This window comes from Streptomyces sp. NPDC000075 (genome assembly GCF_040301925.1).
GTDB classification, from domain to species: domain Bacteria; phylum Actinomycetota; class Actinomycetes; order Streptomycetales; family Streptomycetaceae; genus Streptomyces; species Streptomyces polychromogenes.
Genome location: NZ_JBEPFL010000044.1, coordinates 20853 through 47418 on the forward strand (window position 1 = coordinate 20853; position 26566 = coordinate 47418).

At 73.9% G+C, this 26566-nt stretch carries 17 protein-coding genes; 9 read left to right on the forward strand and 8 right to left on the reverse strand.

All coding sequences use genetic code 11. The features are described from left to right. Positions 1–31: 31 nt before the first annotated feature. The 4 genes from ABT403_RS34450 to ABT403_RS34465 all read left to right on the forward strand — a co-directional run bounded on the left by ABT403_RS34450 (position 32) and on the right by ABT403_RS34465 (position 7161). Positions 32–619: an Rv3235 family protein gene (locus tag ABT403_RS34450; protein ID WP_425580147.1), complete on the forward strand. Its 588-nt coding sequence runs from the start codon at positions 32–34 to the stop codon at positions 617–619. A gap of 32 nt (positions 620–651) precedes the next feature. Further along, the gene (locus tag ABT403_RS34455) at positions 652–1152 is read left to right on the forward strand and encodes a DUF6912 family protein (protein WP_344155592.1); all 501 of its coding nucleotides are present in this window, start codon (positions 652–654) and stop codon (positions 1150–1152) included. A 14-nt stretch (positions 1153–1166) separates the two neighbouring features. Then, positions 1167–1835 (forward strand): HAD family hydrolase, encoded by a 669-nt coding sequence (locus ABT403_RS34460; RefSeq protein ID WP_344155589.1) that lies wholly within the window; start codon positions 1167–1169, stop codon positions 1833–1835. A 358-nt stretch (positions 1836–2193) separates the two neighbouring features. Beyond that, positions 2194–7161 carry an NAD-glutamate dehydrogenase gene (locus ABT403_RS34465; RefSeq protein ID WP_344155586.1) on the forward strand — a complete coding sequence of 1656 codons (4968 nt, stop codon included), beginning with the start codon at positions 2194–2196 and terminating at the stop codon, positions 7159–7161. A gap of 85 nt (positions 7162–7246) precedes the next feature. On the opposite strand, the gene ABT403_RS34470 is transcribed toward ABT403_RS34465, so the two are convergent. Both ABT403_RS34470 and ABT403_RS34475 read right to left on the reverse strand, forming a co-directional pair. Then, a complete protein-coding gene (locus ABT403_RS34470) occupies positions 7247–8050 on the reverse strand; it encodes an ABC transporter ATP-binding protein (protein ID WP_344155583.1) in 804 nt (267 codons plus the stop codon). Further along, positions 8043–8951: an ABC transporter permease gene (locus ABT403_RS34475; protein ID WP_344155580.1), complete on the reverse strand. Its 909-nt coding sequence runs from the start codon at positions 8949–8951 to the stop codon at positions 8043–8045. The genes ABT403_RS34470 and ABT403_RS34475 overlap by 8 nt, the downstream gene beginning before the upstream one ends. 190 nt (positions 8952–9141) lie before the next feature. On the opposite strand from ABT403_RS34475, the gene ABT403_RS34480 reads away from it, so the two are divergent. The 3 genes from ABT403_RS34480 to ABT403_RS34490 all read left to right on the forward strand — a co-directional run bounded on the left by ABT403_RS34480 (position 9142) and on the right by ABT403_RS34490 (position 12098). Next, positions 9142–9780, forward strand: a complete 639-nt coding sequence (locus ABT403_RS34480; protein ID WP_344155577.1) for a TetR/AcrR family transcriptional regulator — start codon at positions 9142–9144, stop codon at positions 9778–9780. A 90-nt stretch (positions 9781–9870) separates the two neighbouring features. Beyond that, positions 9871–11076 carry an NAD(P)/FAD-dependent oxidoreductase gene (locus ABT403_RS34485; RefSeq protein ID WP_344155574.1) on the forward strand — a complete coding sequence of 402 codons (1206 nt, stop codon included), beginning with the start codon at positions 9871–9873 and terminating at the stop codon, positions 11074–11076. A gap of 125 nt (positions 11077–11201) precedes the next feature. After that, positions 11202–12098: an RNA polymerase sigma-70 factor gene (locus tag ABT403_RS34490; protein ID WP_344155571.1), complete on the forward strand. Its 897-nt coding sequence runs from the start codon at positions 11202–11204 to the stop codon at positions 12096–12098. A gap of 9 nt (positions 12099–12107) precedes the next feature. Here the strand turns inward: ABT403_RS34490 and ABT403_RS34495 are convergent, their stop codons facing one another. From ABT403_RS34495 to ABT403_RS34515, 5 genes are all read right to left on the reverse strand, one after another. Next, on the reverse strand, positions 12108–14375 hold the full coding sequence (locus ABT403_RS34495; protein ID WP_344155568.1) for a bifunctional glycosyltransferase/CDP-glycerol:glycerophosphate glycerophosphotransferase: 2268 nt from the start codon (positions 14373–14375) through the stop codon (positions 12108–12110). 134 nt (positions 14376–14509) lie between these two features. Then, positions 14510–15349, reverse strand: a complete 840-nt coding sequence (locus ABT403_RS34500; RefSeq protein WP_344155565.1) for a carbohydrate ABC transporter permease — start codon at positions 15347–15349, stop codon at positions 14510–14512. Next, entirely contained in the window at positions 15346–16674 is a 1329-nt protein-coding gene (locus ABT403_RS34505; protein ID WP_344155562.1) for a carbohydrate ABC transporter permease, read from the reverse strand. Before ABT403_RS34505 ends, ABT403_RS34500 begins: the two co-directional genes overlap by 4 nt. Before the next feature lie 2 nt (positions 16675–16676). Further along, the gene (locus tag ABT403_RS34510; RefSeq protein ID WP_344155559.1) at positions 16677–18092 is read right to left on the reverse strand and encodes an ABC transporter substrate-binding protein; all 1416 of its coding nucleotides are present in this window, start codon (positions 18090–18092) and stop codon (positions 16677–16679) included. 104 nt (positions 18093–18196) lie between these two features. Continuing rightward, positions 18197–21382, reverse strand: coding sequence for an FtsK/SpoIIIE domain-containing protein (locus tag ABT403_RS34515; protein ID WP_344155651.1), 3186 nt, complete (start codon positions 21380–21382; stop codon positions 18197–18199). A gap of 489 nt (positions 21383–21871) precedes the next feature. Between ABT403_RS34515 and ABT403_RS34520 the strand changes: the two genes are divergently transcribed. Together ABT403_RS34520 and ABT403_RS34525 are read left to right on the forward strand one after the other, a co-directional pair. Then, on the forward strand, positions 21872–23620 hold the full coding sequence (locus ABT403_RS34520) for a serine/threonine-protein kinase (protein ID WP_344155556.1): 1749 nt from the start codon (positions 21872–21874) through the stop codon (positions 23618–23620). A 223-nt stretch (positions 23621–23843) separates the two neighbouring features. After that, positions 23844–25118, forward strand: a complete 1275-nt coding sequence (locus ABT403_RS34525) for a serine/threonine-protein kinase (RefSeq protein WP_344155553.1) — start codon at positions 23844–23846, stop codon at positions 25116–25118. A gap of 90 nt (positions 25119–25208) precedes the next feature. Here the strand turns inward: ABT403_RS34525 and ABT403_RS34530 are convergent, their stop codons facing one another. After that, a complete protein-coding gene (locus tag ABT403_RS34530) occupies positions 25209–26261 on the reverse strand; it encodes an isopenicillin N synthase family dioxygenase (RefSeq protein WP_344155550.1) in 1053 nt (350 codons plus the stop codon). Positions 26262–26566: the final 305 nt, after the last annotated feature.

Below are 26566 nucleotides of genomic sequence, written 5' to 3' on the forward strand. Positions count from 1 at the left end.
CCGCCGGGCTCGGTCTGATCGGGGGAACGGCATGGACACCACCGCGCGCGGGATCGTCGGGGGAGAGGGCAGTCGCGGCAGGGCCGCCGGTGGGGCCGGGCGGGGCCGGCCCGCCGGGCGGCGGGACCAGCGGCGGCCCGGGGGCGGGGCCGGGCCCGGGGCAGGGGCCGGGGTGGTGCCGGCGCGGGCCGGGGTGGTGCCGGCGCAGGGGCGGGGGGTGCGGGGTGGTGGGGTGCCCGCGCAGGTCCGGGTGGGTGGGGTGCCGCGGCGGGGCGGGCCGCATGACTGGTTCGCCCAGCGGATCCTCGCCGTCGTCAGTGGGCAGCGGCCCGTGCATTCGCTGCTCGGGCTGACCGTCGGGGAGGCGTACGACCAGTTGGTGGCGCTCGCGCCCAGCGGGCCGCTGCGCGACCGGATGCGGCCCGTGCTGCGGCACTGCGGGCGGTTCCACCCCGGGCCCGGGGTGATCGAGGCCTTCGCGCGGGTCGCGGCAGGGGAGCGGGTGTCCGCGATGGCCTTCCGGCTGGAGCAGGGGGCCGATCTGCGCTGGCGGTGTGCCGCCGTGGAGATCCGGGGACCCCGGCTCTGGGGGAGTCCGCCCGGCGCGGTCGTATCCTGAGGGGGTTTTCCGACTACCGAAAGCAGCCGGCCATGCGCGTGTACGTCCCCCTGACACTCCCCGGGCTCGCCGAGGCGCACAAGGCCGGTGAGCTGGGGCCCGCCCCGCTCCGCGGGTACGCAGTGACCCCCGGGCTGCGGGAGTGGTACGTCTCCGACGACATCGAGGAGCTGGAGTACGCGGCCCTGGGCCGCGCCGCCGCCGCCTCGCTGCGGATGCTGGCCGAGGACGCCGCCGCCCCGCGCAAGCGGGTCGTCGTCGCCGTCGACGTGGAGGACAAGGCCGCCGTCGCGTCCCCGGGCGTGGACGAGGCCACCCTCGGGCAGGTGACGCTCGGCGCCGCCGTGCGGCTCACCCGGGCCGCCGCCGTGCACGTGGACGCCGAGGACGCCGAGCAGGACGTCACCGCCGCCGCCGGGGCCCTCGCGGCCGCCGACGCCGGGGACGACGACGCGCGGTTCACCGTCGACGGGGCCGAGGACCACGAACTGCTGTGGTTCGGCGTGCAGGAGATCCCGGGGCTGCTGGGATGAGTGCGGAGATCCGGGTGAGCGCGGGTGGGGCCCACATCGTGTGGGACTGGAACGGGACCCTGCTGCACGACATCGACGCGGTCATCGTCGCGACCAACGCCTCCTTCGCGGAGCTCGGTTTTCCGCCGATCACCCTGGAGAGGTACCGCGACCTGTACGTGGTGCCCGTGCCGAAGTTCTACGAGCGGCTGATGGGTCGGCTGCCCACCGATGAGGAGTGGGTGGTCATGGACGAGGCCTTCCACCGCCACTACTGGGCGGCCGCCGCTGATTCCGGCCTCGCCGAGGGGGCGCGGGAGCTGCTGCGGGGCTGGCAGGAGGACGGGTTCACCCAGTCCCTGCTGTCGCTGGCACCCCACGAGAAGCTCGTGCCCCTGGTCCGCGAACACCGCATCGACGTGCACTTCCTTCGTGTGGACGGCCGTACCGGGCCCTCGCACACCTCCAAGGCGGGGCACCTCGTACGCCATATGGCGGCCATGGAGGCGGCCGGCGTGACGGCTTCCCGTACGGTCCTCGTCGGCGACGCCGTGGACGATGCGCTGGCCGCCGCCCACGTGGGCGCGCGCGCCGTGCTGTACACGGGCGGTTCGCACAGCCGGGCCAGTCTGGAGTCGGCGGGCGTGCCCGTGGTCGACAGCCTCGCCGAGGCCGTCGCCACCGCCCGTGAGCTGGCCGGATAGTCACCCCCGCACGTCGCGGCGGCCACGTCGCTGGCCAGAGTGTCCAGGTTTTGCCCCGGGATTTGTACAGATGCAGTGAATGACGACCTGGGGGTGGGGCGAGATAGCCTAGTACCCGTGATCAGCGCGATAGTCCTCGGGGGCACTGACGCCCCCGGCCCGCGCCCGGCGCACGTTCGTGCCCGGGCCTTCGCTGATCCTGGCCGCCGGGACCTGTCGATCACGGTCGAAGCGTTCCCGGGCGGCTCTCCCGACGACATGGCGTCGCGACCGGATCCGGATGGGCTCTCCGTCCGGCGCTTTGTCATTCCTTCCTTCCCCTACGTCACGCAATGGCGCGCGACAGGAGCCAGAGGACATGCAGACCAAGCTGGACGAAGCAAAGGCCGAGCTGCTCGCGCGGGCGGCACGGGTAGCTGAGAACAGCCCGGCCGGGGGGCTACTTCCGACTGGGTCCGAGCAGGGGGAGCACCCCGGGCAGGGCGCGACGCTCGCGTACCTCCAGCGCTACTACCTGCACACGGCCCCCGAGGACCTCGCGGACCGCGACCCGGTCGACGTGTTCGGCGCGGCGCTCTCCCACTACCGGCTGGCCGAGAACAGGCCGCAGGGCACCGCGAACGTGCGCGTGCACACTCCCACGGTCGAGGAGAACGGCTGGACCTCCAGCCACTCGGTCGTCGAGGTCGTCACCGACGACATGCCGTTCCTGGTGGACTCGGTCACCAACGAGCTGTCCCGCCAGGGCCGCGGCATCCACGTCGTGATCCACCCGCAGGTCGTCGTGCGCCGTGACGTCACCGGCAAGCTGATCGAGATCCTCGGTCCCGACTGCGACGCCCACGGTCCCAAGACCGCCCGCCCCCACGACTCCCTCGTCGAGTCCTGGATCCACGTCGAGATCGACCGCGAGACCGACAAGGCCGACCTCAAGCAGATCACCGGTGACCTGCTGCGCGTCCTGTCCGACGTCCGTGAGTCCGTCGAGGACTGGGAGAAGATGCGCGACGCCGCGCTGCGCATCGCCGACGAGCTGCCGAACGAGCCGACCGCGCCGGACCTGCGCGAGTACGAGCTGGAGGAGGCCCGCGAGCTGCTGCGCTGGCTGGCCGACGACCACTTCACCTTCATCGGCTTCCGCGAGTACAACCTGGTCGACGGCGACGCCCTCGCGGCCGTCCCCGGCACCGGCCTGGGCATCCTGCGTTCCGACCCGGTCCACCACGGCCAGGAGGACGCGCACCCCGTCTCGCCGTCCTTCAACCGGCTGCCGGCCGACGCCCGCGCCAAGGCCCGCGAGCACGAGCTGCTGGTGCTGACGAAGGCCAACAGCCGAGCCACCGTGCACCGCCCCTCGTACCTCGACTACGTCGGCGTCAAGAAGTTCGACGCCGAGGGCAACGTCGTCGGCGAGCGCCGCTTCCTCGGTCTGTTCTCCTCCGCCGCGTACACCGAGTCCGTGCGCCGCGTCCCGGTGATCCGCCGCAAGGTCGCCGAGGTCCTGGAGGGCGCCGGCTTCTCGCCGTCCAGCCACGACGGCCGCGACCTGCTCCAGATCCTGGAGACCTACCCGCGCGACGAGCTGTTCCAGACCCCGGTCGACAAGCTCCGCGAGATCGCCACCTCCGTCCTGTACCTCCAGGAACGCCGCCGGCTGCGGCTCTACCTGCGCCAGGACGAGTACGGCCGCTACTACTCGGCGCTCGTCTACCTGCCGCGCGACCGGTTCACCACCGGCGTCCGGCTGCGCCTGATGGACATCCTGAAGGAGGAGCTCGGCGGCACCAGCGTCGACTTCACCGCCTGGAACACCGAGTCGATCCTCTCCCGCATCCACTTCGTCGTCCGCGTCCCGCAGGGCACCCAGCTGCCCGCGCTGACCGACGCCGACGTCGAGCGCGTCGAGACCCGCCTGGTGGAGGCCGCCCGCTCCTGGGCCGACGGCTTCGGCGAGGCGCTGACCGCCGAGCTGGGCGAGGAGCGCGCCGCCGAGCTGCTGCGCAAGTACAGCGGCTCCTTCCCCGAGGGCTACAAGGCCGACCACACGCCGCGCATGGCCGTGTCCGACCTGTGCCACCTGGAGCGGCTGTCCGCCAGCGACCGCGAGTTCGCGCTCTCGCTGTACGAGCCCGTCGGCGCGGGCCCGGGCGAGCGCCGCTTCAAGATCTACCGCGAGGGCGAGCAGGTCTCCCTGTCCGCCGTGCTGCCGGTCCTCCAGCGCCTGGGCGTCGAGGTCACCGACGAGCGCCCGTACGAGCTGCGCCGCAGCGACCGGGTGAGCGCCTGGATCTACGACTTCGGCCTGCGGATGCCGCTGTCCACCGGCAACGGCGACTCCTACCTGGGCGACGACGCCCGTGAGCGGTTCCAGGAGGCCTTCGCGGCCGTGTGGACCGGCGAGGCGGAGAACGACAACTTCAACACCCTCGTCCTGGGCGCCGGGCTCACCTGGCGGCAGGCCGTGGTCCTGCGCGCGTACGCCAAGTACATGCGCCAGGCCGGCTCCACCTTCAGCCAGGACTACATGGAGGACACCCTCCGCAACAACGTCCACACCACCCGGCTGCTGGTCTCCCTCTTCGAGGCGCGGATGTCGCCGGGCCGCCAGGCCGCCGGCACCGAGCTCGTCGACGCCATGCTGGAGGAGCTGGACGGGGCCCTGGACCAGGTCGCCTCGCTCGACGAGGACCGCATCCTGCGGGCGTTCCTGACACTGATCAAGGCCACGCTGCGGACGAACTTCTTCCAGCTGAACGACGCGGGCGAGCAGCACTCCTACGTGTCGATGAAGTTCGACCCGCAGGCCATCCCGGACCTGCCGGCCCCGCGCCCGGCGTTCGAGATCTGGGTGTACTCCCCGCGCGTCGAGGGCGTCCACCTGCGCTTCGGCAAGGTCGCCCGAGGCGGTCTGCGCTGGTCCGACCGGCGCGAGGACTTCCGTACGGAGATCCTCGGCCTGGTCAAGGCGCAGATGGTCAAGAACACCGTCATCGTGCCGGTCGGCGCCAAGGGCGGCTTCGTCGCGAAGAACCTGCCGGACCCGTCGGTGGACCGTGACGCATGGCTCGCCGAGGGCATCGCGTCCTACAAGATCTTCATCTCGGCGCTGCTCGACATCACCGACAACATGGTCGCGGGCGAGGTCGTCCCGCCCAAGGGCGTGGTCCGCCACGACGGCGACGACACCTACCTGGTGGTCGCGGCCGACAAGGGCACGGCGACGTTCTCCGACATCGCCAACGGGGTCGCCGAGTCGTACGGGTTCTGGCTGGGCGACGCGTTCGCCTCGGGCGGCAGCGCCGGCTACGACCACAAGGGCATGGGCATCACGGCCCGCGGTGCCTGGGAGTCCGTCAAGCGGCACTTCCGCGAGCTGGGCCACGACACCCAGACCGAGGACTTCACGGTCGTCGGCGTCGGCGACATGTCCGGTGACGTCTTCGGCAACGGCATGCTGCTCTCGGAGCACATCCGCCTGGTCGCCGCCTTCGACCACCGGCACATCTTCATCGACCCGACCCCGGACGCGGCCACCTCGTACGCGGAGCGCCGGCGCCTGTTCGAGCTGCCGCGTTCCTCGTGGGCGGACTACGACACCGCGCTGCTGTCGGCGGGCGGCGGCATCCACCCGCGTACCGCGAAGGCCATCCCGGTCAACGCGCAGATGCGGGCGGCCCTCGGTATCGAGGCGGGCGTCACCAAGATGACCCCGGCCGACCTGATGCAGGCGATCCTGAAGTCCCCGGTGGACCTGCTGTGGAACGGCGGCATCGGTACGTACGTCAAGGCGACGGCCGAGACGCACGCCGACGTCGGCGACAAGGCCAACGACGCCATCCGCGTCAACGGCGCCGACGTCCGCGCCAAGGTCATCGGTGAGGGCGGCAACCTGGGTCTGACGCAGCTGGGCCGGATCGAGTTCGCCCGCAGCGGCGCCGGCGGCGAGGGTGGCAAGGTCAACACCGACGCCATCGACAACAGCGCGGGCGTGGACACCTCGGACCACGAGGTGAACATCAAGATCCTGCTCAACGCGCTGGTCACCGAGGGCGACATGACGGTCAAGCAGCGCAACAAGCTGCTCGCCGAGATGACGGACGAGGTCGGCCGCCTGGTTCTGCGCAACAACTACGCGCAGAACGTGGCCCTGGCCAACGGTTCCGCCCAGGCGTCGAGCCTGCTGCACGCGCAGCAGCGCTTCATGCGCCGGCTGGGCCGTGACGGCCAGCTGGACCGTCAGCTGGAGTTCCTGCCCAACGACCGGCAGATCCGCGAGCTGCTGAACACCGGCCGCGGTCTGACCCAGCCGGAGCTGGCCGTCCTCTTCGCCTACACCAAGATCACGGTGGCTGACGAGCTCATCCACACGCAGCTCCCCGACGACCCGTACCTGCGCCGTCTGCTGCACGCCTACTTCCCGGGCGCGCTGGTGGCGAAGTTCCCGGAGCAGGTCGACGGGCACGCGCTGCGCCGGGAGATCATCACGACGCTGCTGGTCAACGACACCGTCAACACCGGTGGTTCGACCTTCCTGCACCGTCTGCGGGAGGAGACCGGGGCTTCGCTGGAGGAGATCGTCCGGGCGCAGTTGTCGGCCCGTGAGATCTTCGGCCTGGCCCAGGTGTGGGACGAGGTCGAGGCGCTGGACAACAAGGTCGCGGCCGACGTCCAGACCCGGGTGCGGCTGCACTCGCGGCGTCTGGTGGAGCGCGGTACGCGCTGGCTGCTGAACAACCGGCCGCAGCCGCTGCAGATCACCGAGACGGTCGAGCTGTTCGGCGCGCGGGTGGCGCAGGTCTGGGCCGAGCTGCCGAAGCTGGTGCGCGGCGCGGACCTGGAGTGGTACCAGTCGGTGATGGACGAGCTGACCTCCGAGGGCGTGCCCTCGGAGCTCGCGGCGAAGGTGGCCGGGTTCTCCTCGGCCTTCCCGACGCTGGACATCGTCGCGACCGCCGACCGGACGGGCGTGGACCCGCTGGCCGTCGCCGAGGTGTACTACGACCTCGCGGACCGGCTGGACATCACGCAGCTGATGGACCGGATCATCGAGCTGCCGCGTTCGGACCGCTGGCAGTCGATGGCCCGTGCGTCGATCCGCGAGGACCTGTTCGCGGCGCACGCGGCGCTGACCGCCGACGTGCTGTCGGTGGGCGACGCGGACGCGACTCCCGAGGAGCGCTACAAGGCGTGGGAGGAGAAGAACGCGGCGCTGCTCGCCCGGGCGCGGACGACCCTGGAGGAGATCCGGGGTTCGGACGACTTCGACCTGGCGAACCTGTCGGTGGCGATGCGCACGATGCGTTCGCTGCTGCGGGTGCACGGCTGAGCGGGTAGCGGCTGACGGACGCGGGCCGGGCCCGGAACCCCTGAGGGGGTTCCGGGCCCGGCCCGTTCGGTGGGTGCGGGGTGTGTCAGCCGCGGGTGAAGGCCTCGTAGGCGTCGCAGACCTCCCGGGAGGGGCCGTCCATGCGGATGACGCCCGACTCCAGCCAGATCGCGCGGTCGCAGGTCTCGCGGACGGTGCCGATGGAGTGGCTGACGAGAAAGACGGTGCCGGCGCGGGCGCGGAGTTCCTCGATGCGGGTCTGGCTGCGGCGCTGGAAGGCGGCGTCGCCGGTGGCGAGGGCCTCGTCGATCATCAGGACGTCGTGGTCCTTGGCGGCGGCGATGGAGAACCGCAGCCGGGCGCCCATGCCGGAGGAGTAGGTCCGCATGGGCAGGGAGATGAAGTCGCCCTTCTCGTTGATGCCGGAGAAGTCGACGATGTCCTGGTAGCGCTCGCGGATCTGCTGTCGGGTCATGCCCATCGCGAGGCCGCCGAGGACCACGTTCCGTTCGCCGGTGAGGTCGTTCATCAGGGCGGCGTTCACTCCGAGGAGGGAGGGCTGGCCGTGCGAGTAGACGGCGCCGCGGGCCACCGGCTGGAGGCCGGCGATGGCCTTGAGGAGGGTGGACTTGCCCGAGCCGTTGGTGCCGATGAGGCCGATGGCCTCGCCCTTGTAGGCGGTGAAGCTGACGCCGCGGACGGCGTGGACCTCGCGGACGCCGGGGGCGGGCTTGCGGGAGAAGATCCGGCTGAGGGCGGCGGTGGCGCCGCCCTTGCGGCCGCCGGCGTGCACCTTGTAGACGACGTGGACCCCGTCGGCGATGACGGTGGGGACGCGGGTGTCGGTGGGGGCGGCGGTGCCGGTGGTGCGGGTGAGGGTGTCAGCCACGGCCGTACTCCTCCTCTGCCTTCCAGAAGTAGACGAATCCGCCGACGCCGGCGAGCAGGGCCCAGCCCGCGGCGATCAGCCAGACGTGGTGGGGGAGCTGCGAGGCCCTGAAGCTGTCGATCAGCGCGAAGCGCATCAGGTCGATGTAGACGGCCGCGGGGTTGAGCTTGAGCATCATCGTGACCCAGTGCGGCAGGTGGTCCGAGCGCAGCATGGCGTCGATGGACCACATGACGCCCGAGGAGTACATCCAGGTGCGCAGGACGAACGGCATCAGCTGGCTGACGTCGGGGTTTTTGCTGCCGATGCGGGCCATGACCATGGCGCAGCCGGCGCAGAAGACGGCCATCAGGAAGAGGGCCGGGGCGGCGAGCAGCCAGGTCGGGGAGGGCATCTGGCCGAAGGCCAGCAGCAGGATGACCAGGGCGCCCATGGTGACGAGCAGCTGCTGGAAGAGCTGGACCACCGAGGACAGGGGGAGGCTCGCGCGGGGGAAGTGCAGGGCGCGGACCAGGCCGAGGTTGCTGTGGACGGCGCGGGTGCCGGTGTTGATGGAGCTGCCGATGAAGTCCCAGACGAAGACGCCCGTGATCAGGAACGGCAGGTAGTCGGGTACGCCGTGGCTGGCGTGCATGACGATGCCGAAGATGAAGTAGTAGACGGCGGCGTTCAGCAGCGGGGTCATCAGGTGCCAGACCTGGCCGAGCTTGGCCGTGCTGTACGTGGCCTGCATGCGGGCGGTGGCGTACGCGATCACGAAGTGGCGCCGGGCCCACAGCTGCGCGACGTAGCTGGGCAGGGAGGGGCGGGCGCCGCTGAGGGTCAGGCCGTGGGCCGCCGCCAGTTCCGCCGGGGTGACGGGGGCCGGGGTGGCGGGGGGCGCGGTGGTCGCTCGGGTCACGGGCTTCGCTTTCGCCGGGTCGGGGCGTCGCCGGGGGCGCCTGTGGGGGTCCTCGGACGGAGTCCGGGGAGGCAGCGTACGACGGGACGGGTCCGTATCGTCGCTACGGCGAGGTTAGGGCGCTCAGGGTCGGAACGCAACCGTATCGTCGTGACGGGTTTGTGGCGTCGTGCGCGGCTATGCTCTGTCCATGACCAACGAGCCTGCCGCCGCCCCGGCCTCCACCCCCGCCCCCGCCCCGGCCCGCCGCGCCCCCGCCGGCGCGGCCGTCCTGCGCGAGGACGTCACGGAGGCGATCCGCGCGGCGGTGCTCGCGGAGCTGGCGGAGGCGGGCTTCGCCCGGATGTCCATCGAGGGCATCGCCCGGCGGGCCGGCGTCGGCAAGACGGCCGTCTACCGGCGCTGGAAGTCCAAGCTCCACCTGGTCCTCGACCTGATCGGCGTCTTCGCCGCCGACGGCCTGCCCGTCCCCGCCACCGGCTCCCTCTACGGGGACGTACGGGCCCTGCTGGAGGTCATGACGCACGTCCTGCGCCACCCGGTGGCCTCGGCTGTCATCCCCGACCTGCTGGTGGAGTCCGCGCGGAACCCCGAGTTGGCCGACGCGGTGCGCGGGGCCCTGCTCGGCGGCCAGCGCCGCCTCGCCGAGGGGATCGTCGCGGAGGCCGTCGCGCGCGGCGAGCTGGAGAAGCAGGCCTCCCCCGAGCGGGCCCTGGACCTGGCGGTCGGCCCCCTGTACTGGCGGCAGGTCGTCGTGGGGGACTCCGTACCGGGGTCCTACCTCGACGAACTCGCCCGCTCGGTGGTGGCCGGACTGAAAGCCGGCTGACCCCCCGGATGTGATCCGGGCCACATCGCGTCACAGTGCGCGGGCCCCCGGTGTCCTGTGGTCGAACCCCCTGGAACCGGAGGAGAGACCATGAGCGGCAAGAGCACCGAAGTCCTCGTCATCGGCGGCGGCTACGCGGGCGTCATGGCGGCCAACCGCCTGACCCTGCGCGGCGACGTGACCGTCACCCTGGTCAACCCCCGCCCGGACTTCGTCCACCGCGTCCGCCTCCACCAGCTGGCGGGCGGCACCGACCCGGCGGTGGTGGAGTACCGCGAGGTGCTGGCCCAGGGCGTCCGGCTGGTCGTCGACAGCGTGACCCGCATCGACGCGGCCGGGCGGGCCGTGGAGCTGGCCTCGGGCGCCACCGCCGGCTACGACTACCTGGTCTACGCCGTCGGCAGCGGCAGCGCCGACCCGAGCGTGCCCGGGGCCGCCGAGTACGCCTACCCGCTGGCCACCTTCGAGGAGGCGCGGCGGCTGCGCCCGGTCCTGGAGGCCGCGCCCGCGCAGGCCCCGGTGGTCGTGGTCGGCGGCGGCCCGACCGGCATCGAGACGGCCGCCGAGCTGGCCGAGGAGGGCCGGGCCGTCACCCTGGTGTGCGGCGGGGCCCTCGGCCCCTACCTCCACCCCCACGGCCGGCGCGCGGTGACCCGGCGGCTGGCGGCGCTCGGGGTGAGCGTGCTGGAAGGCCCCGGCACCCGGGTGGCGGAGGTGACCGCCGGCGCCGTGCGCCTGGCCGACGGCCGCGAGCTGCCCAGCACGGTCACCGTCTGGAGCGTGGGCTTCGGCGTGCCGGACCTGGCCGTGCGCAGCGGGCTGCGCACCGACGCCCTGGGCCGCCTGCTCACGGACGAGACCCTGACCAGCGTGGACGACGAACGCATCGTGGCGGCCGGGGACTCGGCGGCTCCCTCGAACCTGCCGGCGCGGATGAGCTGCCAGGCCGCGATCCCCCTGGGCGCGCGGGCCGCGGACACCGTCCTGAGCCGGATCGCGGGCGAGCGGCCCGGGAACCTCAGCCAGGCCTTCGCGGGGCAGTGCATCAGCCTGGGCCGGCGCGAGGGCATCTTCCAGTTCGCGAGCAAGGCCGATGACGCCGTGTGGTTCCACGTCGACGGACGCCTCGGCGCCAAGCTGAAGGAGTTCGTCTGCAAGGGCATCCTCAAGCACCTGTCGGAAGAGGCGCACGAACCCGGCGGGTACAAGATGCACCGGATCTCGGGGGCCACCCGCCAAAAGCTCCTGGCCGCCGGGCGCGCCGAAGCGCCGGCGACCGTTGAACAGGCCGCCTGAACACGGTGCTTCACGGCCGGTCCGGCCGGACACGGCACTGGCGGCACGACCCCCCGTACAAGATGATCTTCCGGTGGGCACACGACCGAGGACACCGGCCGGCCGGCTGTGAAGGAGACCCAGACATGAGCACCGAGACCACCGACCCCGCGACCGAGGCCTTCGTCGCCCACCGCAACCTGCTCTTCACCGTCGCCTACGAGATGCTCGGCTCCGCCGCCGACGCCGAGGACGTCCTCCAGGAGACCTGGCTGCGCTGGGTCGCCGTCGACCTCACCCAGGTCCGCGAACAGCGCGCCTACCTGGTCCGGATCACCACCCGCCAGGCCCTCAACCGGCTGCGCAGCCTCCAGCGCCGCAAGGAGTCCTACGTCGGCCAGTGGCTGCCCGAGCCGCTGCTCACCAGCCCCGACGTGGCCGAGGACGCCGAACTCGCCGAGAGCGTCTCGATGGCGATGATGCTCGTCCTCGAAACCCTCTCACCCACCGAGCGCGCCGTCTTCGTCCTGCGCGAGGCCTTCGACTTCGGCTACGAGGAGATCGCCGCCGCCGTCGACAAGACCCCCGCCGCCGTACGCCAGATCGCCCACCGCGCCCGCAAGCACGTCGACGCCCGCCGCCCGCGCCAGGCCGTTCCCCGCAGCGCGGCCTCGGCGGCCGTCGAGTCCTTCCTGCGCGCCGTCGAGACCGGCGACCCGCAGGCCCTCCTCGACGTCCTCGCCCCCGACGTGGTCCTGATCGGCGACGGCGGCGGCCTCAAGCAGGCCGCGCTGCGCCCGGTCGGCGGCGCCGAGAAGGTCACCCGCTTCCTGTTCGGGGGGATCGGCAAGAACAAGCTCCCGCTCTCCCTCGCCCCGACCGTGGTCAACGGCAGCCCGGCACTCATCGCGTACCTGGACGGCGAGCTCGACGGGATCATGGCGATGCGGATCGAGGATGGCCTCGTCACCGGCCTCTACTACGTCCGCAACCCCGAGAAGCTGACCCACGTCCTGTCCGAGACCCCGCTCACCCTGCGCTGACGCCCCGCTCTACGGCCACAGGCCCGCCGTCAGCGGCGTGCGGGCCGGGGCCGCCGCCGGGGACGGGGCCGGCGGCGCGGGGTGGCGGTCCTCCGGCGGGATCACCGCCGGCAGCGGCGTCTGCTGCCCCAGGAACACGCGGCGCACCACGCGTTCGGCCGCGAACCCGTCGTCGTACGTGCAGAAGCGCGCGCGGAACGCGGCGCGCAGCTGCGCCGAGCGGGAGCCCTGCCAGTGCCCGGTGCTGAAGATGTCCACCAGTTCGTCCTCGGTCCGGGCGATCGCCCCGGGCGGGCAGGTCCGCAGGTCGAAGTAGGTGCCCCGGGCGGCCTCGTACGCCTCCCAGTCGTCCGCGTGGATCACGATCGGCCGGTCCAGGGACGCGTAGTCGAACATCAGGGAGGAGTAGTCGGTGACCAGCGCGTCCGAGGCCAGGCAGAGCTCCTCCACCGAGGGGTGGCCGGAGACGTCCAGCAGCCTCGGGTGCGCCTCCCGGGACGGTTCGGTGCCCGCGTATGTCAGGTGGGTGCGGGCCAGGATCGTGAAGCGCGGGCCCAGGTCCCGCAGGACCCGCTCGAAGTCCAGGTGCTCGGGCCGGCTGCGCCGGTAGTCGCGGTGGGTGGGGGCGTACAGGATCACGGTGGTGCCCGGGGCGATGCCGAGGCGCTCGCGCAGGGCCACCACCTCGGCCTGGGTGGCCCGGTGGAAGGGGTCGTTGCGCGGGTAGCCGTATTCGAGGGTGGTGTAGGAGGCGGGGACGGCCCTCTCCCACACCAGGGTGGAGTGCCGGTTCGAGGACAGCAGGAAGTCCCACTGGTCGGCGCCGCGCAGCAGGCCCTCGAAGTCCGTGGTGGGGGTGGCCGCCGGACGGTCCTGGAGATCGAGGCCGACCCGCTTGAGGGGGGTGCCGTGCTGGGTCTGGAGCAGGACCTGGCCCGGCCGCTTGACCAGGGCCCGGTCGAAGTTGACGTTCGTCGTCAGGTACGTCGCCCGGGCCAGGGCCGTCCAGTACGCGGCCGAGCCCGGCTTCAGCGGGGTCGTCTCGGGCGGCAGGGTCGCCGCGTGCCGGGGATCGCAGATCCACGCCGTGCGCATGCGCGGGGCCAGTTCGCGCAGCTTGGCCTCGACGGCGGCCGGGTTGCAGGCGTACCCGCCGTGCCAGTACGCGGAGAACACCGCGAGCTCGGGCCGCAGCGGCAGCAGCCGCTGGATCCGGTAGTGCAGGCGCAGGGCGCTCTCGCGCAGCCCCCGCCACAGGGCCGAACCCGCCCGCGCGGTGGCCAGCGCCGCCGCCCGGGCCGCCGAGGCCAGCCGGTAGGTGCGCCGGGCCCCCAGCCGCATCAGGGTGTGCCGCAGCCGGTCGGTGCGGCTCAGCGACAGCGGCAGCGCCCCGGCGCCGCCCGGGGTGCGGTAGCGGCGCAGCAGGCCGGAGGCGCGGGCGAAGAACTCGGCGCGGCCGGAGCGCGGGAGGCGGCGGGGGTCGGCGTACAGGGCGCAGAAGTGCTCGGCCATCCGCCGGTGCACGGCCGGGCGCCAGCGCTCCAGTTCGGGGCGGCCCGCGAGGTAGCCGAAGACCCGGTCGTACTGGTCGAAGACGTCGAGGTGGCGGCGGCTGGTGGTGGTGAGGATCGAGCCGGTCCGGCGCTGGCGGTAGTGCACGCAGACCCGGTCCAGGACGGCCACGGACTCGGCGGCCAGCAGCGCCGGATAGGTCCAGGGGGTGTCCTCGTAGAGGCCGGGCGGGAATTCGAGGCCCTCGCGCTCCACGTACTCGCGGCGGTACGCCTTGTTCCACACCACCATCAGCATGCCGAGCAGGGCCGGGCGGTCGGCGAGCCGGAAGCTGGCCGGGCCCTCCTCGGAGAGCCGGTGCGCGAGGCGGTTGCGAACCAGCTCGCCGGTCCAGAAGGAGCGGGCGTAGTCGTAGACGAGGACGTCGGGGGAGCCGGTGGCCTTGAGCCGGTCGGTGATCGCCTGGAGGGCGCCCGGGGCGAGGGTGTCGTCCCCGTCCAGGAAGACCAGGTAGTCGCCGGTGGCCCGGGCCAGGCCCGCGTTGCGGGCCGGGCCCAGGCCGAGGTTGTGCGCCAGGTGCACGGCGGTGACCCGGGGGTCCCGGGCCGCGTACTCGTCGATGATCGAACCGCAGGCGTCCGGGGAGGCGTCGTCGACCGCGATCAGCTCAAGATCCGGGTACGACTGCGACAGGACCGAGTCCAGGCTCTCCTGGAGGTACGCCTGAACCTTGTACGCGGGCACGATGACGCTGAACCGGGGCACGGCACATCCAGGGGTCGGCGCGGGCATATTTCCCGGCAACGCGCGCGCGGCGATCGGGTTACGCACCCTGCGGCATTCGGGTTACCCAGCGTCAACACACCACGTCAATGCCATGATCACGAGGGGTTTCCGGGCTATTTGACCGCTCCGGCCATCACCCCCGTGACGAACTGCCGCTGGAAGGCGAAGAAGACGAGCAACGGCACGACCATCGACAGGAACGCGCCGGGCGCCAGCACGTCGATGTTGTTCCCGAACTGCCGCACCTGCTGCTGGAGCGCCACCGTCACCGGCGGGTGCGCCGAGTCGGCGAAGACCAGCGCGACCAGCATGTCGTTCCACACCCACAGGAACTGGAAGATGCCGAGCGAGGCGATCGCCGGACCGCCCAGCGGCAGCACCACCCGTGCGAACAGGCGCAGTTCGCCGGCCCCGTCCAGCCGCGCCGCCTCCAGCAGCTCGCGCGGGATCTCCGCGAAGAAGTTCCGCAGCAGGAACACCGCGAAGGGCAGCCCGAACGCGGTGTGGAACAGCACCACCCCGGCCGTCGTCTCGAACAGGCCGACGGCACCGAACAGTTCGGAGACCGGGATCAGCGCCACCTGTACCGGCACCACCAGCAGCCCCACCACGACCAGGAACAGCCAGTCCCGGCCCGGGAACTCCAGCCAGGCGAAGGCGTATCCGGCGAGCGCGCCCAGCGTCAGGACCAGCAGGGTCGCCGGGACGGCGATCGCGACCGTGCTCAGCAGGGAGCCGGTGATCGTGTCGTTCGCCAGCAGATGCGCGTAGTTGGACGCCGTCAGGCGCGAGGGCGCGGTGAGCGCCCGCCACCAGCCGCCCCGGTTCAGCTCGCCCGGGGACAGGAAGGAGGAGACCAGCAGGCCGAGGGTGGGCACCAGCCAGAACACCGCGGCCAGCACCAGGAAGACGCGCAGCAGCACGCCGCCCGCGATACGCCGCACGACGCTCATCGCCTGGCCTCCTTCCGCATCCGGCGGATATTCAGCAGCATCACCGGCACCACCAGCACCAGCAGCAGGACCGCGATGGCACTGCCCAGCCCCTGGTCGGCGTCCGTACCGAAGGACGTCCGGTACAGCTGGAGCGCGAGCACGTTCGCGTCGTCCTGCACCGCCCCCGGCGCGATCACGAAGACCAGGTCGAAGACCTTCATCACGTTGATGACGAGGGTCACCAGCACCACCACCAGCACCGGAGCCAGCAGCGGCACCGTGATCCGCCGGAACACCTGCCACTCGCCCGCCCCGTCCACCCGGGCCGCCTCCAGCAACTCCCTCGGCACGGCCGCCAGCCCCGCCCCGATCAGCACCATCGCGAACCCGGCCCACATCCACACGTAGGCCCCGATCACCGCCGGGGTCACCAGCACCGGCCCCAGCCACTCCACCCCCGCGTACGCCTCCCGGAAGTTCGACGCCGGCAGCCGCAGCAGCGCGCCGTCCGCCGACGCCGGCAGGGTGAACGTGCCGTCCGCCCCGGCCGTGGCCGTCGCCACCGTCCGGCCGCCCCGCACCGCCTCGATCCGCATCCCCGACAGGCCCGTCTCCGTCGGGTCGACCACGTTCACCGCGCCGGCCCCGCCCCGCGTGAAGTCCTGCCAGACCGTGCCCGTCACCTTCCCCGGCACCGCCCGCGCGCCCACCGCCGTACGCGCCCCCTCCGGCAGGGCCTCCGGCGCCACCCCGACCAGCGGCAGCAGCACCGGCACCCCGGCCCGTACGGGCTCGCGCGTCACGAAGGCACCGCCCCCGGCCGGCTCCAGCGGGGAGTCCCGGCCCGGGCGGGCCTTCGGGAACGCCGAGGACGCGGCGAAGGTGTCGTGCACCCCCACCGCCACCGCGTTGGCCACGCCCCGCTGCGGATCGTGGTCGTACACCAGCCGGAAGATGATCCCCGCCGCCAGCATCGAGATCGCCATCGGCATGAAGACCAGCAGCTTGAACGCCGTCCCCCAGCGCACCCGTTCCGTCAGCACCGCGAAGACCAGGCCCAGGGCGGTCGCCACGGCCGGGGCCACCGCCACCCACACCGCCGTGTTGCGCAGGGCCGTGCGGATCGCCGGATCGCGCACGATCGCCTCGTAGTTGGCGGCGCCGACGAACGCGTCCCCGGAACGGTCGAAGAGGCTGCGGTAGAGGGAGAACCCGATGGGCTGCACCACCAGCGCCCCCAGCAGGACCAGCGCCGGCAGCAGGAACGCCGCCGCGACCAGCCGCCGCCGCGCGGCCGCCCGGCGGGCCGGGGTGCCCCGGCCCGCCCCTCTCGTCGAGGTCACCGCTAGTTCCCGAACGCCTTGGCCGCGTCCGCCTCCAGCCTCGCCTGCGTCCCCGCCACGTCCGACGGGTTCGCCAGGAAGTCCTGGAGCGCCTTCCACTCACCCGTCCCCGGAGTCGCCCCGAACGCCGCCGGCGCCTGGTCCGACATGTCGAAGCGGAAGTCGTCCCCCGCCGCGATCAGCGCCTTCGCGATGCCCCGCTGGATGTCGTTCGGATACGCGGCGAGGTCCACCGCCTTGTTCGGGGAGACGAAACCGCCCTGCCCGGCCTGGATCCGCGCCGCGTCCGCCGACGCCAGGAACGTCAGCAGGGCCTGCGCCCCCTTCGACGGCTTCAGCGCCACCGCCACGTCACCGCCCGACACCACCGGCGCCTTCGCGCCGACCGCCGGGAAGGGGAAGACCAGGGCGTCCTCGCCGACCTTCGCCTCCGTCTGTGCGATGTTCACCCCCACGAAGTCGCCCTCGAAGACCATCGCCGCCGCCGGCCGCTCGCCCCCGGTGAACGTCTGCGTCACCGACTTCGGGAACTCCGTGGCCAGCGCCCCACTGGTGCCGCCCGCCAGGAAGTCCTTGCGGCCGAACAGCTCGCCCAGGGTGGTCAGCGCCTCCTTCACGCTGTCGTCCGTCCACTTGATCTCGTGCTTCGCCAGCCGGTCGTACTTCTCCGGACCCGCCTGCGAGAGGTAGACGTTCTCGAACCAGTCCGTCAGCGTCCAGCCGTCCGCGCCCGCCACCGACACCGCCGGGGTACCGGAGGCCGAGAGGGTGTCCGCCGCGGCGATGAGCTCCTTCCAGGTCTTCGGCGGCTTGACCCCCGCCGCCTCGAAGGCCTTCGCGTTGTACCAGACCAGCGACTTGTTGGCCGCCTTGTAGTAGACGCCGTACTGGGTCCCCTCGACCGCCCCCAGCTGCCGCCAGCCCGGCGAGTAGTTCGCCTCCAGCTGCGCCGTGGCCTCCGGGCCCGCCGGCTGCGCCCACTTGTTCCGTACCGCCGCCACCAGCGCCCCGACCTGCGGGAGCAGCGCCACGTCCGGCGGCTGACCGCCCGCGATCTTCGTTCCGAGGAAGGTGACGATGGGGTCCTGGGCCGGGACGAAGGCCACCGTCGCGCCCGTCCGCTTCTCGAACTCCTTCAGCACCTTGGCGAAGTTGGCCTGCTCGGGGCCCGTCCAGACCGCCGAGACCTCCAGCTTCTCGCCGGGGAGCTTCGGTAACTGGACCGTGGGGCCCTTCTGCTCCGGACCCGTGGACGGGCCGCCCCGGGTGGCGTCGCCGTCACCGCCGCAGGCGGTCAGCGCGAGCGCGCCCGCCGCGATGAGGGCCGCCCAGGCCCGGGTCCTCGTCCGCGCTCTCGTCCGCGCTCCCGTCCGCGCTCTCGTCTGGCTCGATCCCTGCCGTCCGTACCGTCCGCGCATGCTGGCGCCCCCGATGCCGAGTGACCGTGGTGTGCTCCGTGCCACCAGGTCTACGCCGCGCCGCGCACCCCCGCAATACCGCGTCGCGGGGGAGCGGCGCGGCGTCAGGGTGCCGCGGGGAAGAGCACCGGTGTGGCCGAGACCAGGTGTGAGGCCCGGTCGAGGGCGCTGGCCAGGAGGGCGAGGTCGGTCGGGCCGTTGCCGAGCTCGCGCACCGGGCGGCGGGCCGGCGGATCGCCCATCCGCTCCCACTCCACCGGGACCACGGTGGGCCTCAGGGTCGCGGTGCGCGGGATACGACCGGTGACCCGGCCCGCCTGGAACGGGACGGCCCGCCCGTCGGCGTACAGCAGCCGGCCGCGGCCGGGGCCCGGCCGGTCCGGGGCGTCCAGCTCCACCCGCAGCGCCGCCCGCCGGGCCGGCTCGGTCTCCGCGGTGCGCTCCGGGCGGGCGGTGGCGGTGACGAGGTGCACCCCGAGCCGGGCGCCCTCACGGGCCACGCCCTCCAGGATCCGGACGAGGGAACCCGCGGCGGGCCGGCCCGGGCTGCCCAGCGCCGGCGCGACGAGCGCGTCGAAGTCGTCCACCAGCAGCACCAGCCGGGGCAGCGGGCTCGGCCCGGCGGCCGGGTCGGTGCGCGGCGCGGAGGCCCGCAGCCGCAGGGTGCCGGTGCGCTGGGGGTCGAGGTCGCCGCGGTGCTCGCCCGGGCCGGGGTCGCGGGGCGAGACCATCCGGTCCGACAGGCCGCGCCGGCCGTGCCAGTCGGCGAACGGGACGCCGTCCAGCAGCTCGTGCCGGCGCTTGAGTTCGGTGGCCAGGGCCTGCGCGAACTCCCGCATCCGCAGCGGGTCCGAGGCCACGAGGTGGGCCGACACGTGCGGGAGCTCCGTACAGGGCAGCAGGCCCTCGCCGCGCTCCCCGCCGGCCCCGTCGAGGAGCAGCAGGCCCAGGTGGTCGGGGCGGGACCCGGCCGCCAGGGAGGCCGCGAGGGAGCGCAGCAGCTCGGTGCGGCCACTGCCCGCGGGGCCCTCGACGAGCAGGTGCGGGCCCTCGTGGACCAGCTCCGCGCCGACCGGCCCGCGCCGGCCCGCCCCGAGGACGACGTCGGCCAGGCCGCCGACGGCCCGGCCCTGGTCGGCGGCGGTGGCCCAGCGGGCCATCAGGGAGGCCGGGGTGGCGCGGGCCAGCCCCAGCTCGTCGAGGAGCCGGGCGGCGGCGGGCAGGCTGGCGGCGGGGCGGTGGGCGCCGTGCCGGTCCGCCGGGGGCGCGTCCGCGCGCAGCGGGGCCAGGGCGCGGGCGAACCGCTCCGCCCAGGCGGCGGAGACCCCGTCCGCGACGGCGGTGGCGCCGGGCGGGACGGGCCTGCCGCCGCTGACGGCGAAGGTCCGTACGGCGGTGGCGACGTCCCCGCTGAGCAGGGCGACGGCGCCGCAGTCCCGGAAGGCGGGGGTGCTCGCGCAGGCGCTCTCGTACGTCTGGGCCACCGGGGAGGCGGGGGTGGCCGCCGGGGCCTCGGCGAGCGCCAGGACGTGGATGCCGGCGGCGGGGCCGCTGGAGGCCAGCCGGCCGGTCAGGTCGCGCAGGGCGGCCGTGTCGGGGTCGCCGTCGAGGACCACGAGGGTGCGGGGGCCGTCGTAGGCGTCCGCGGCACGGCGCACGGCCTCGGGGCCGGCGCTCGCCCAGCCGCTGCCGAGCGGGCCGTCGTCCAGCCGGCGGGTGAGCTCGGCGACGCGGGCGGCCGCCTGGTCGCGGTCGTACGCGAGGAGCAGCCGGCAGTCCTGGCCGTGCGCGGGGCGTACGTGGGGCAGCCAGCCGAGCCAGGCCCAGTCGCGGCGGCGCTCCTGGAGGGGCCGGACGCGGTCGGCGGCCAGCAGCACGATCTCCAGGCGGGCGGGGGAGTGCAGGCCGGCGAGCTGTGCGACGACGGACCGGGCGACGCCCATCAGCCGGGCCCGGGGCCCGGCGACCCCGAGCGACCCGCTCGCGCGCAGCCCCACCCGGCTCCCGGCGCCGAGCCCCACCTCCAGGTACCCGGGGTGCCCGGCGTCCCGGGACCACAGCCGCCCGGTGGGCCCGAGCGCGGCGAGCAGCAGTACGGCGGGATCGTCGGCATCGGGCGCGACGACGGGCGGCTCCGCCACCTCGACGACCTCGCCCGCGGCCACCTCGTCCTCCTCCCCGCGCACCCACTTCCGCGCCCAGGCCCCGATCCCGCCGAGGCGACGGCGGGGGACCTCGTCGGGCGCGGGCGCGGGGTGTGCTCCCGTGCCGGGTGCGGGTGCGGGTGTGGCGCCGGAGGCGCCGGGGGTCCCGCCGGGCGTCACCGGGTGGCCCGGCGCCCCGGGGGCGGGGTGTGCCGCCGTGCCGGGTGCGGGCGTGCCGTGTGCGGGCGTGCCCGGGGCGCCGGGGTGCGGTGCCTCGCCGGGGGCGCCGTAGGGGTCCTGGGTACCGGGGCGGAGCCCCGTGACGGGGTCGGGGGCGGAGCCCCCCGCGAGGGGGAGCCGCAGGTCGGGACCGGGGGAAGGGGCGGGGTGGGAGAAGGACCGCGCCCCGCCGGAGCCACCGGCCGGCCGGCCGGTATCCCCGGGGGAGGCCGCCCCGCCCGGACCCGTACCGCCGCCGGCGGCGCCCGCCCCGGTCGCCGGGAGGGCGAGGTGGCCCTCCAGGTCCGGGGTGGTGGGCAGGCGCCCGCCGAGCCCCCGGGCCAGGCGGAGCGTCGATTCGCCGATCCGCAGTAGCGCCCCCGGCGCCAGCGGGACGGCCCGGACGCCGACGTCCACGCCGTCCAGCGTCGTGCCGTTCGTCGAGCCGAGGTCGGCCACCGCCACCCGCCCGTCCGGCATCACGGTCACCGTGCAGTGCAGCCGCGACACGTCCGGGTCGTCCAGCGGGACGTCCGCGTCCGCCGAGCGCCCGATCCGCACCGACCCCGGGTGCAGCAGGTGCACCCCGCCCGCGTCGGGCCCCGACACCACGTGCAGCTGCGGGGCGCCGAGCCCGTCGTCGCCGGGCGCGTCCGCGTCCGGGGCCGGGACGTGCAGGGTCAGCACCGCGCCGTCGACCAGCGGGGGCTCGCCCAGCACCGTGCGCTGGAGGTCGAGCCGCCGCGACCCGGCGTACAGCACCACCGTGCCACCGGTGTCGGGTCCGCCGACGGTCGCCGCGAGCCCGGAGGCCACGGCGGCCAGCGCGGTCCCGACGGGCGCGGTGACGAGCACGTCACAGCCGGCGGGCGCGGCGGCGGCCTGGTGGCCGCCGCGCGACCCGAGGACGGTCAGCCGGATCTGCATCGCCGTCAGCGGTCCCTTCTGCGCGGAGCGCAGTGCGCGGTGCGGGGCGCCCGGCGGGGGAGCGGCGGGACATGTCTGCCCGGTCAACCCCCCGCCCGGCACGGACGGTTCGTCCGTTCAGGTCAGCCGGAAGGCAGGGCTCCCGTCCCGGCCGTTCCGTACGGGTGCATCCTCGCACCTGTCGCCCGCGACACGCCCGGCACCCGGTGGTAAACGATCTTGATTGCCGGAGGCGCCCTCCGTTCACCGTACGGATCCGGCCACCCGGTCGGGCGAATGTCGCGGCAATTTCGGGGAAAAGGGCCTCCGGCATACGCCTCAAAACTCACTCTTCGTACAAATATGCGGCAACCAACCTCCCTCGGCCCGCGTCCTCCACGGAGACACCCCCTAGAGTTGGGCCGGAAAACCCTCCGGATCCCCTCCGGAAACCCACTCGGCGGAATCAGCCGGAAATCGACAGCAGGACGACAGCAGGGAGCGCGAGACGTGCGGCCAGTCGGCAGCAAGTACCTGCTCGAGGAGCCGCTCGGACGCGGCGCCACGGGCACCGTCTGGCGTGCCCGCCAGAGGGAGACCGCCGGCGCGGAGGCCGCCGTCGCCGGCCAGCCCGGCGAGACCGTGGCCATCAAGGTCCTCAAGGAGGAGCTGGCCCAGGACGCGGACATCGTCATGCGCTTCCTGCGCGAGCGCTCCGTCCTGCTGCGCCTGACGCACCCCAACATCGTCCGCACCCGCGACCTCGTGGTCGAGGGCGACCTCCTCGCCCTCGTCATGGATCTGATCGACGGCCCGGACCTGCACAAGTACATCCGGCAGAACGGGCCCTTCAGTCCCGTCGCCGCGGCCCTGCTGACCGCCCAGATCGCCGACGCCCTCGCCGCCAGCCACGCCGACGGCGTCGTCCACCGCGACCTGAAGCCGGCCAACGTCCTGCTCGACGAGAGCCACGGGCAGATGAAGCCGATGCTCACCGACTTCGGCATCGCCCGCCTCGCCGACTCCCCGGGCCTCACCCGCACCCACGAGTTCGTCGGCACCCCCGCCTACGTCGCCCCCGAGTCCGCCGAGGGCCGCCCGCAGACCTCCGCCGTCGACATCTACGGCGCCGGCATCCTGCTGTACGAGCTGCTCACCGGCCGCCCGCCCTTCGCCGGCGGCACCGCGCTCGAAGTGCTCCACCGCCACCTCAGCGAGGACCCGCAGCGGCCCTCGTCCGTGCCCGAGGCGCTGTGGATCGTCATCGAGCGCTGCCTGCGCAAGGAGCCCGACGAGCGCCCGAGCGCCGAGAGCCTGGCGCGCGGCCTGCGCGTGGTCGCCGCCGGCATCCGCGTGCACTCCTCGCCCGACGAGGTCGAGGCCGCGCTCGGCGTCGGCGCGCTGCTCGCCCCCGACCCCTCCCCGGCGCCGGTCCCGGCCGCCGCCCCGCAGTTCCCCGGGAGCACCGAGCCGACCCGGGAGACGCCCCTGGGCGCGGCCGGGGACTACGACCCGAACGCGATGACCAGCGTGCTGCCCCCGGTCGACGGGGCCGACGCCACCACCGTGCTGCCGCCCGTCGCCGGCGGGCAGGGCGGCGCCCCCGACCCGACCTCCGTCATGCCCCCGGTGCAGCGGCCCGACGCCCCGCACCCGTGGCAGTCGCAGATGGCGGCCGCGCGGGACCGCAACGAGCAGACGCAGATGCACTACCTCGACCCGAGCGAGGACCCCCTGCGCCGGCGCCCCCAGCGCCAGGCCCCGCCGCCCCCGCAGCACCAGCCGCAGCAGCAGCACCAGCAGCCGCAGTACCGCCCGGCCCCGCCGCCGCAGCAGTACCAGCAGCCGCCCCAGTACGCCCCGCAGCCCCAGCCGTACCAGCAGCCGCAGGCGTACCAGCCCCCGCCGCCCCCGCAGCAGCAGCCCTACCGGCCGCAGCCGCAGCCGCCCGTGCAGCCGCAGCCGCAGCAGCGACCGCCCCGGCAGCAGCCCCCGCGCGAGCCCCGTCCGCCGCGCGAGCCGCGCCGCCGCAGCGCCAACCCGGTCCGCATCCCCGGCCTCGGCTGCCTCAAGGGCTGCCTCGTGCTGATCCTGCTGCTCTTCGTGGGCGGCTGGCTGATCTGGGAACTGACCCCGCTCCAGGAGTGGATCGGCACCGGCAAGGGCTGGTGGGACCAGGTGTGGAGCTGGGGCAGCGACATCGCCGACTTCGTCGGCTCGATCGGCGACAAGACGAAGAGCGGCGGCGCCGGTTCCTGACGCCCCGGCAGCCCCCCGGCAGCCCCCCCGGCAGCCCTGCCGGCACCCGAAGTCGGCGCTACGGAGAGCCTTTTCGGCCCTCCGTAGCGCCGACTTCGTTGATTTGTCGACATCCAGGGCGTGATTTCGCCCGCAGAAGTGAAGGTCACCGCGATCCGGAGCGCCGGGCCCCCGTTCGGCCGCGTAGCTTTGGCACGTTACGCCAGCCGCTGAGGGAGCAGTCGTGGCACGGAAGATCGGCAGCCGGTACACAGCGCACCAGATCCTGGGGCGCGGCAGCGCGGGCACGGTGTGGCTGGGCGAGGGGCCGGACGGGCCCGTCGCCGTCAAGCTGCTGCGCGAGGACCTCGCCTCCGACCAGGAGCTGGTCGGACGCTTCGTCCAGGAGCGCAGCGCGCTGCTCGGCCTGGAACACCCGCACATCGTCACCGTCCGCGACCTGGTCGTGGACGGCAACGACCTCGCCCTCGTCATGGACCTCGTCCGGGGCACGGACCTGCGCACCCGCCTCGACCGCGAACGACGGCTCGCCCCCGAGGCGGCCGTGGCCATCGTCGCGGACGTCGCGGACGCGCTCGCCGCCGCGCACGCGGCGGGCGTCGTGCACCGGGACGTGAAGCCCGAGAACGTCCTGCTCGACATGCAGGGCCCCCTCGGCCCCGGCGGCGCGCACCCCGCGCTGCTGACCGACTTCGGCGTGGCCAAGCTCATCGACCACCCCCGCCGCGCCCCCGCGCCGCCCGGGGCGCGGACGGCGGCGCCCGCGACGCGGATCATCGGGACGCCCGACTACCTGGCCCCCGAGATAGTGGAGGGCCTGCCCCCGAGGGCGGCCGTCGACATATACGCCCTGGCCACGGTGCTCTACGAGCTGCTGGCCGGGTTCACCCCCTTCGGCGGGGGACACCCCGGGGCGGTGCTGCGCCGGCACGTGACCGAGACCGTGGTCCCGCTGCCGGGGATCCCCGAAGAGCTGTGGCAGCTGATCGTCCAGTGCCTGGCGAAGGCGCCGGCGTCGCGGCTGCGGGCCTCGGAGCTGTCGGTACGACTGCGGGAGCTGCTGCCGCTGCTGGCCGGGATGCCGCCGCTGGACGTGGACGAGCCGGACGACGCGGAGGCGCAGGACCAGGAGGACCCGGCCGCCCCGGACGAGTCGGCGGCCGTGGACCCGGTGCGGCGGCGGGGGGTGGTGCCGCTGGTCCCGGGGTCCGCGACGGACTCCAACCGCGACACGCACACGTCCATGCGGGTACCGACGCCGGACGAGCTCGCGGGCGGGGCGCTGGGCACCGCGCGCGTCCCGCGCCCGGCCGGCGGCCACCGGCCGGGCGCCGCCCGGCACCGGGCGGAGGCGGTGCGCAAGCGGCGGCTGGTGCTCTCGGCCTCGGCGCTGGCGCTGGCCGCCGCGGTGGGGGTCGGCAGCTGGCTGGCCACCTCGGGGGAGGACGAGGCCCCGCGGCCGCGCGACACGAAGCACTCGTCTCCGGTCCACCCCTGACGGGGGCGGTGCCGGTGTGCTCGAACGCCGCGCGGGCCGCAGACGGCCCCGCCGGCGTTCGAGGCGGAAACGGAGAAGGGCGGGGCGGGGTCAGACCAGCGACGGGTGCCAGCGCCGGGCCACGGCGGGGTGGGCGCGGACCCAGCCCTTCAGCTCGTTGCGGCCGTACTCCGCGTGCAGCGGGTTCGACGCGTCGTGCGCGACCCCCGGCGCGGACCGCAGGTACTCCCCGGGCACGGTGTCGATCACCGCGTCCAGCCGGGGGTTGTAGAAGAACGGCACCGAGAACCGCTCCACCGCCCCCGGCGGGCTGACCACCCGGTGGTCGGTGGCCACCAGGTACCCCTCCGTGGCGATCTCCAGCAGCTCACCCAGGTTCACCACGAACGCCCCCGGCATCGGCGGGATGTCCACGAACCCGCCGTCCCGGACGACCTGGAGCCCGCCCACCCCGTCCTGGAGCAGCAACGTCAGGAAGCCGTAGTCCTTGTGCGCGCCGACCCCCTGGTCCGCGCCCGACGGCGCCGACCCGGGGTAGCGGATCAGCTTCGTGTGCAGGTGGGGCCGGTCCGCGAAGGCCGCGTCGAAGAAGTCCGGCGGGGCGCCGATCGCCGTCAGCAGCTCCCGCAGCAGCCGGTGCGCCACCGCCGCCAGCCGCTCCTGCCACCCCAGCACCGCCTCCCGCAGCTCCGGCAGCGACGCCGGCCACTGGTTCGGGCCCTCCAGCCACAGATACGCCGGGTCGCCCGGCCCCACCTGCGGAGCGGGCCGCTCCGCGCCCACGTCCAGCTGGTCCCGCCAGTCCGAGGCCCCGCCGGTCAGCTCGTGCCCGATGCGGGTGTAGCCGCGGAAGTGCGGGGAGTTCAGATTGCTCACGGACAGCCGGTCGGCCTCCGGGAGCGCGAAGAAGGCCCTGGTCAGCTCCAGGATGCGGGCGGTCTCGGCCTCGGTTATCCCGTGCCCGGTGAGGTACAGGAAGCCGGTGTCGCGGGCGGCGGCGTGCAGCTGCTTGAGGAAGTCGTCCCGCTCGGCGGGGTCGTCGGCCCGGGAGAGGTCGATCACCGCGAGGGACGGGGAGGACGACGTGGACGGGGAGGACGACGCGGGCGAGGAGGACGAGGAGGAGGGGTGCGCGGACGGCATGACGGCTCCGTTTCGGATGTCACGGGGTCCTGTGCCCCAGAGATGGCGGGGCGACGGGCAGCGTGGAACGGGCCGCCGGCAGGGATGGTGCCGGGCGGACGTGACCGCCTACAGGACCGAAGTCGGATCGGGGTTGATCAGGCTTGTGCGAGGTCCGGCGGCAGACAGCTCGTGGTGGTGACACGCATGTGGTCCACATGTCGGCGCTTCACGAGTAGAACGGTCATACGGTGAGCGTACGCCCGTACCCGCCCTCCTCCGAACCCGTTGATCCGGCCTGGCCGGAGATGGCCGTCCGAGGACCG

Coding starts and splice junctions, on each gene's coding strand:
- ABT403_RS34450 (WP_425580147.1), top strand. CDS start 32: ATGGACACCACCGCGCGCGGGATCGTCGGGGGAGAGGGCAGTCGCGGC.
- ABT403_RS34455 (WP_344155592.1), top strand. CDS start 652: ATGCGCGTGTACGTCCCCCTGACACTCCCCGGGCTCGCCGAGGCGCAC.
- ABT403_RS34465 (WP_344155586.1), top strand. CDS start 2,194: ATGCAGACCAAGCTGGACGAAGCAAAGGCCGAGCTGCTCGCGCGGGCG.
- ABT403_RS34480 (WP_344155577.1), top strand. CDS start 9,142: ATGACCAACGAGCCTGCCGCCGCCCCGGCCTCCACCCCCGCCCCCGCC.
- ABT403_RS34485 (WP_344155574.1), top strand. CDS start 9,871: ATGAGCGGCAAGAGCACCGAAGTCCTCGTCATCGGCGGCGGCTACGCG.
- ABT403_RS34490 (WP_344155571.1), top strand. CDS start 11,202: ATGAGCACCGAGACCACCGACCCCGCGACCGAGGCCTTCGTCGCCCAC.
- ABT403_RS34500 (WP_344155565.1), bottom strand. CDS start 15,349: ATGAGCGTCGTGCGGCGTATCGCGGGCGGCGTGCTGCTGCGCGTCTTC.
- ABT403_RS34510 (WP_344155559.1), bottom strand. CDS start 18,092: ATGCGCGGACGGTACGGACGGCAGGGATCGAGCCAGACGAGAGCGCGG.
- ABT403_RS34515 (WP_344155651.1), bottom strand. CDS start 21,382: ATGCAGATCCGGCTGACCGTCCTCGGGTCGCGCGGCGGCCACCAGGCC.
- ABT403_RS34530 (WP_344155550.1), bottom strand. CDS start 26,261: ATGCCGTCCGCGCACCCCTCCTCCTCGTCCTCCTCGCCCGCGTCGTCC.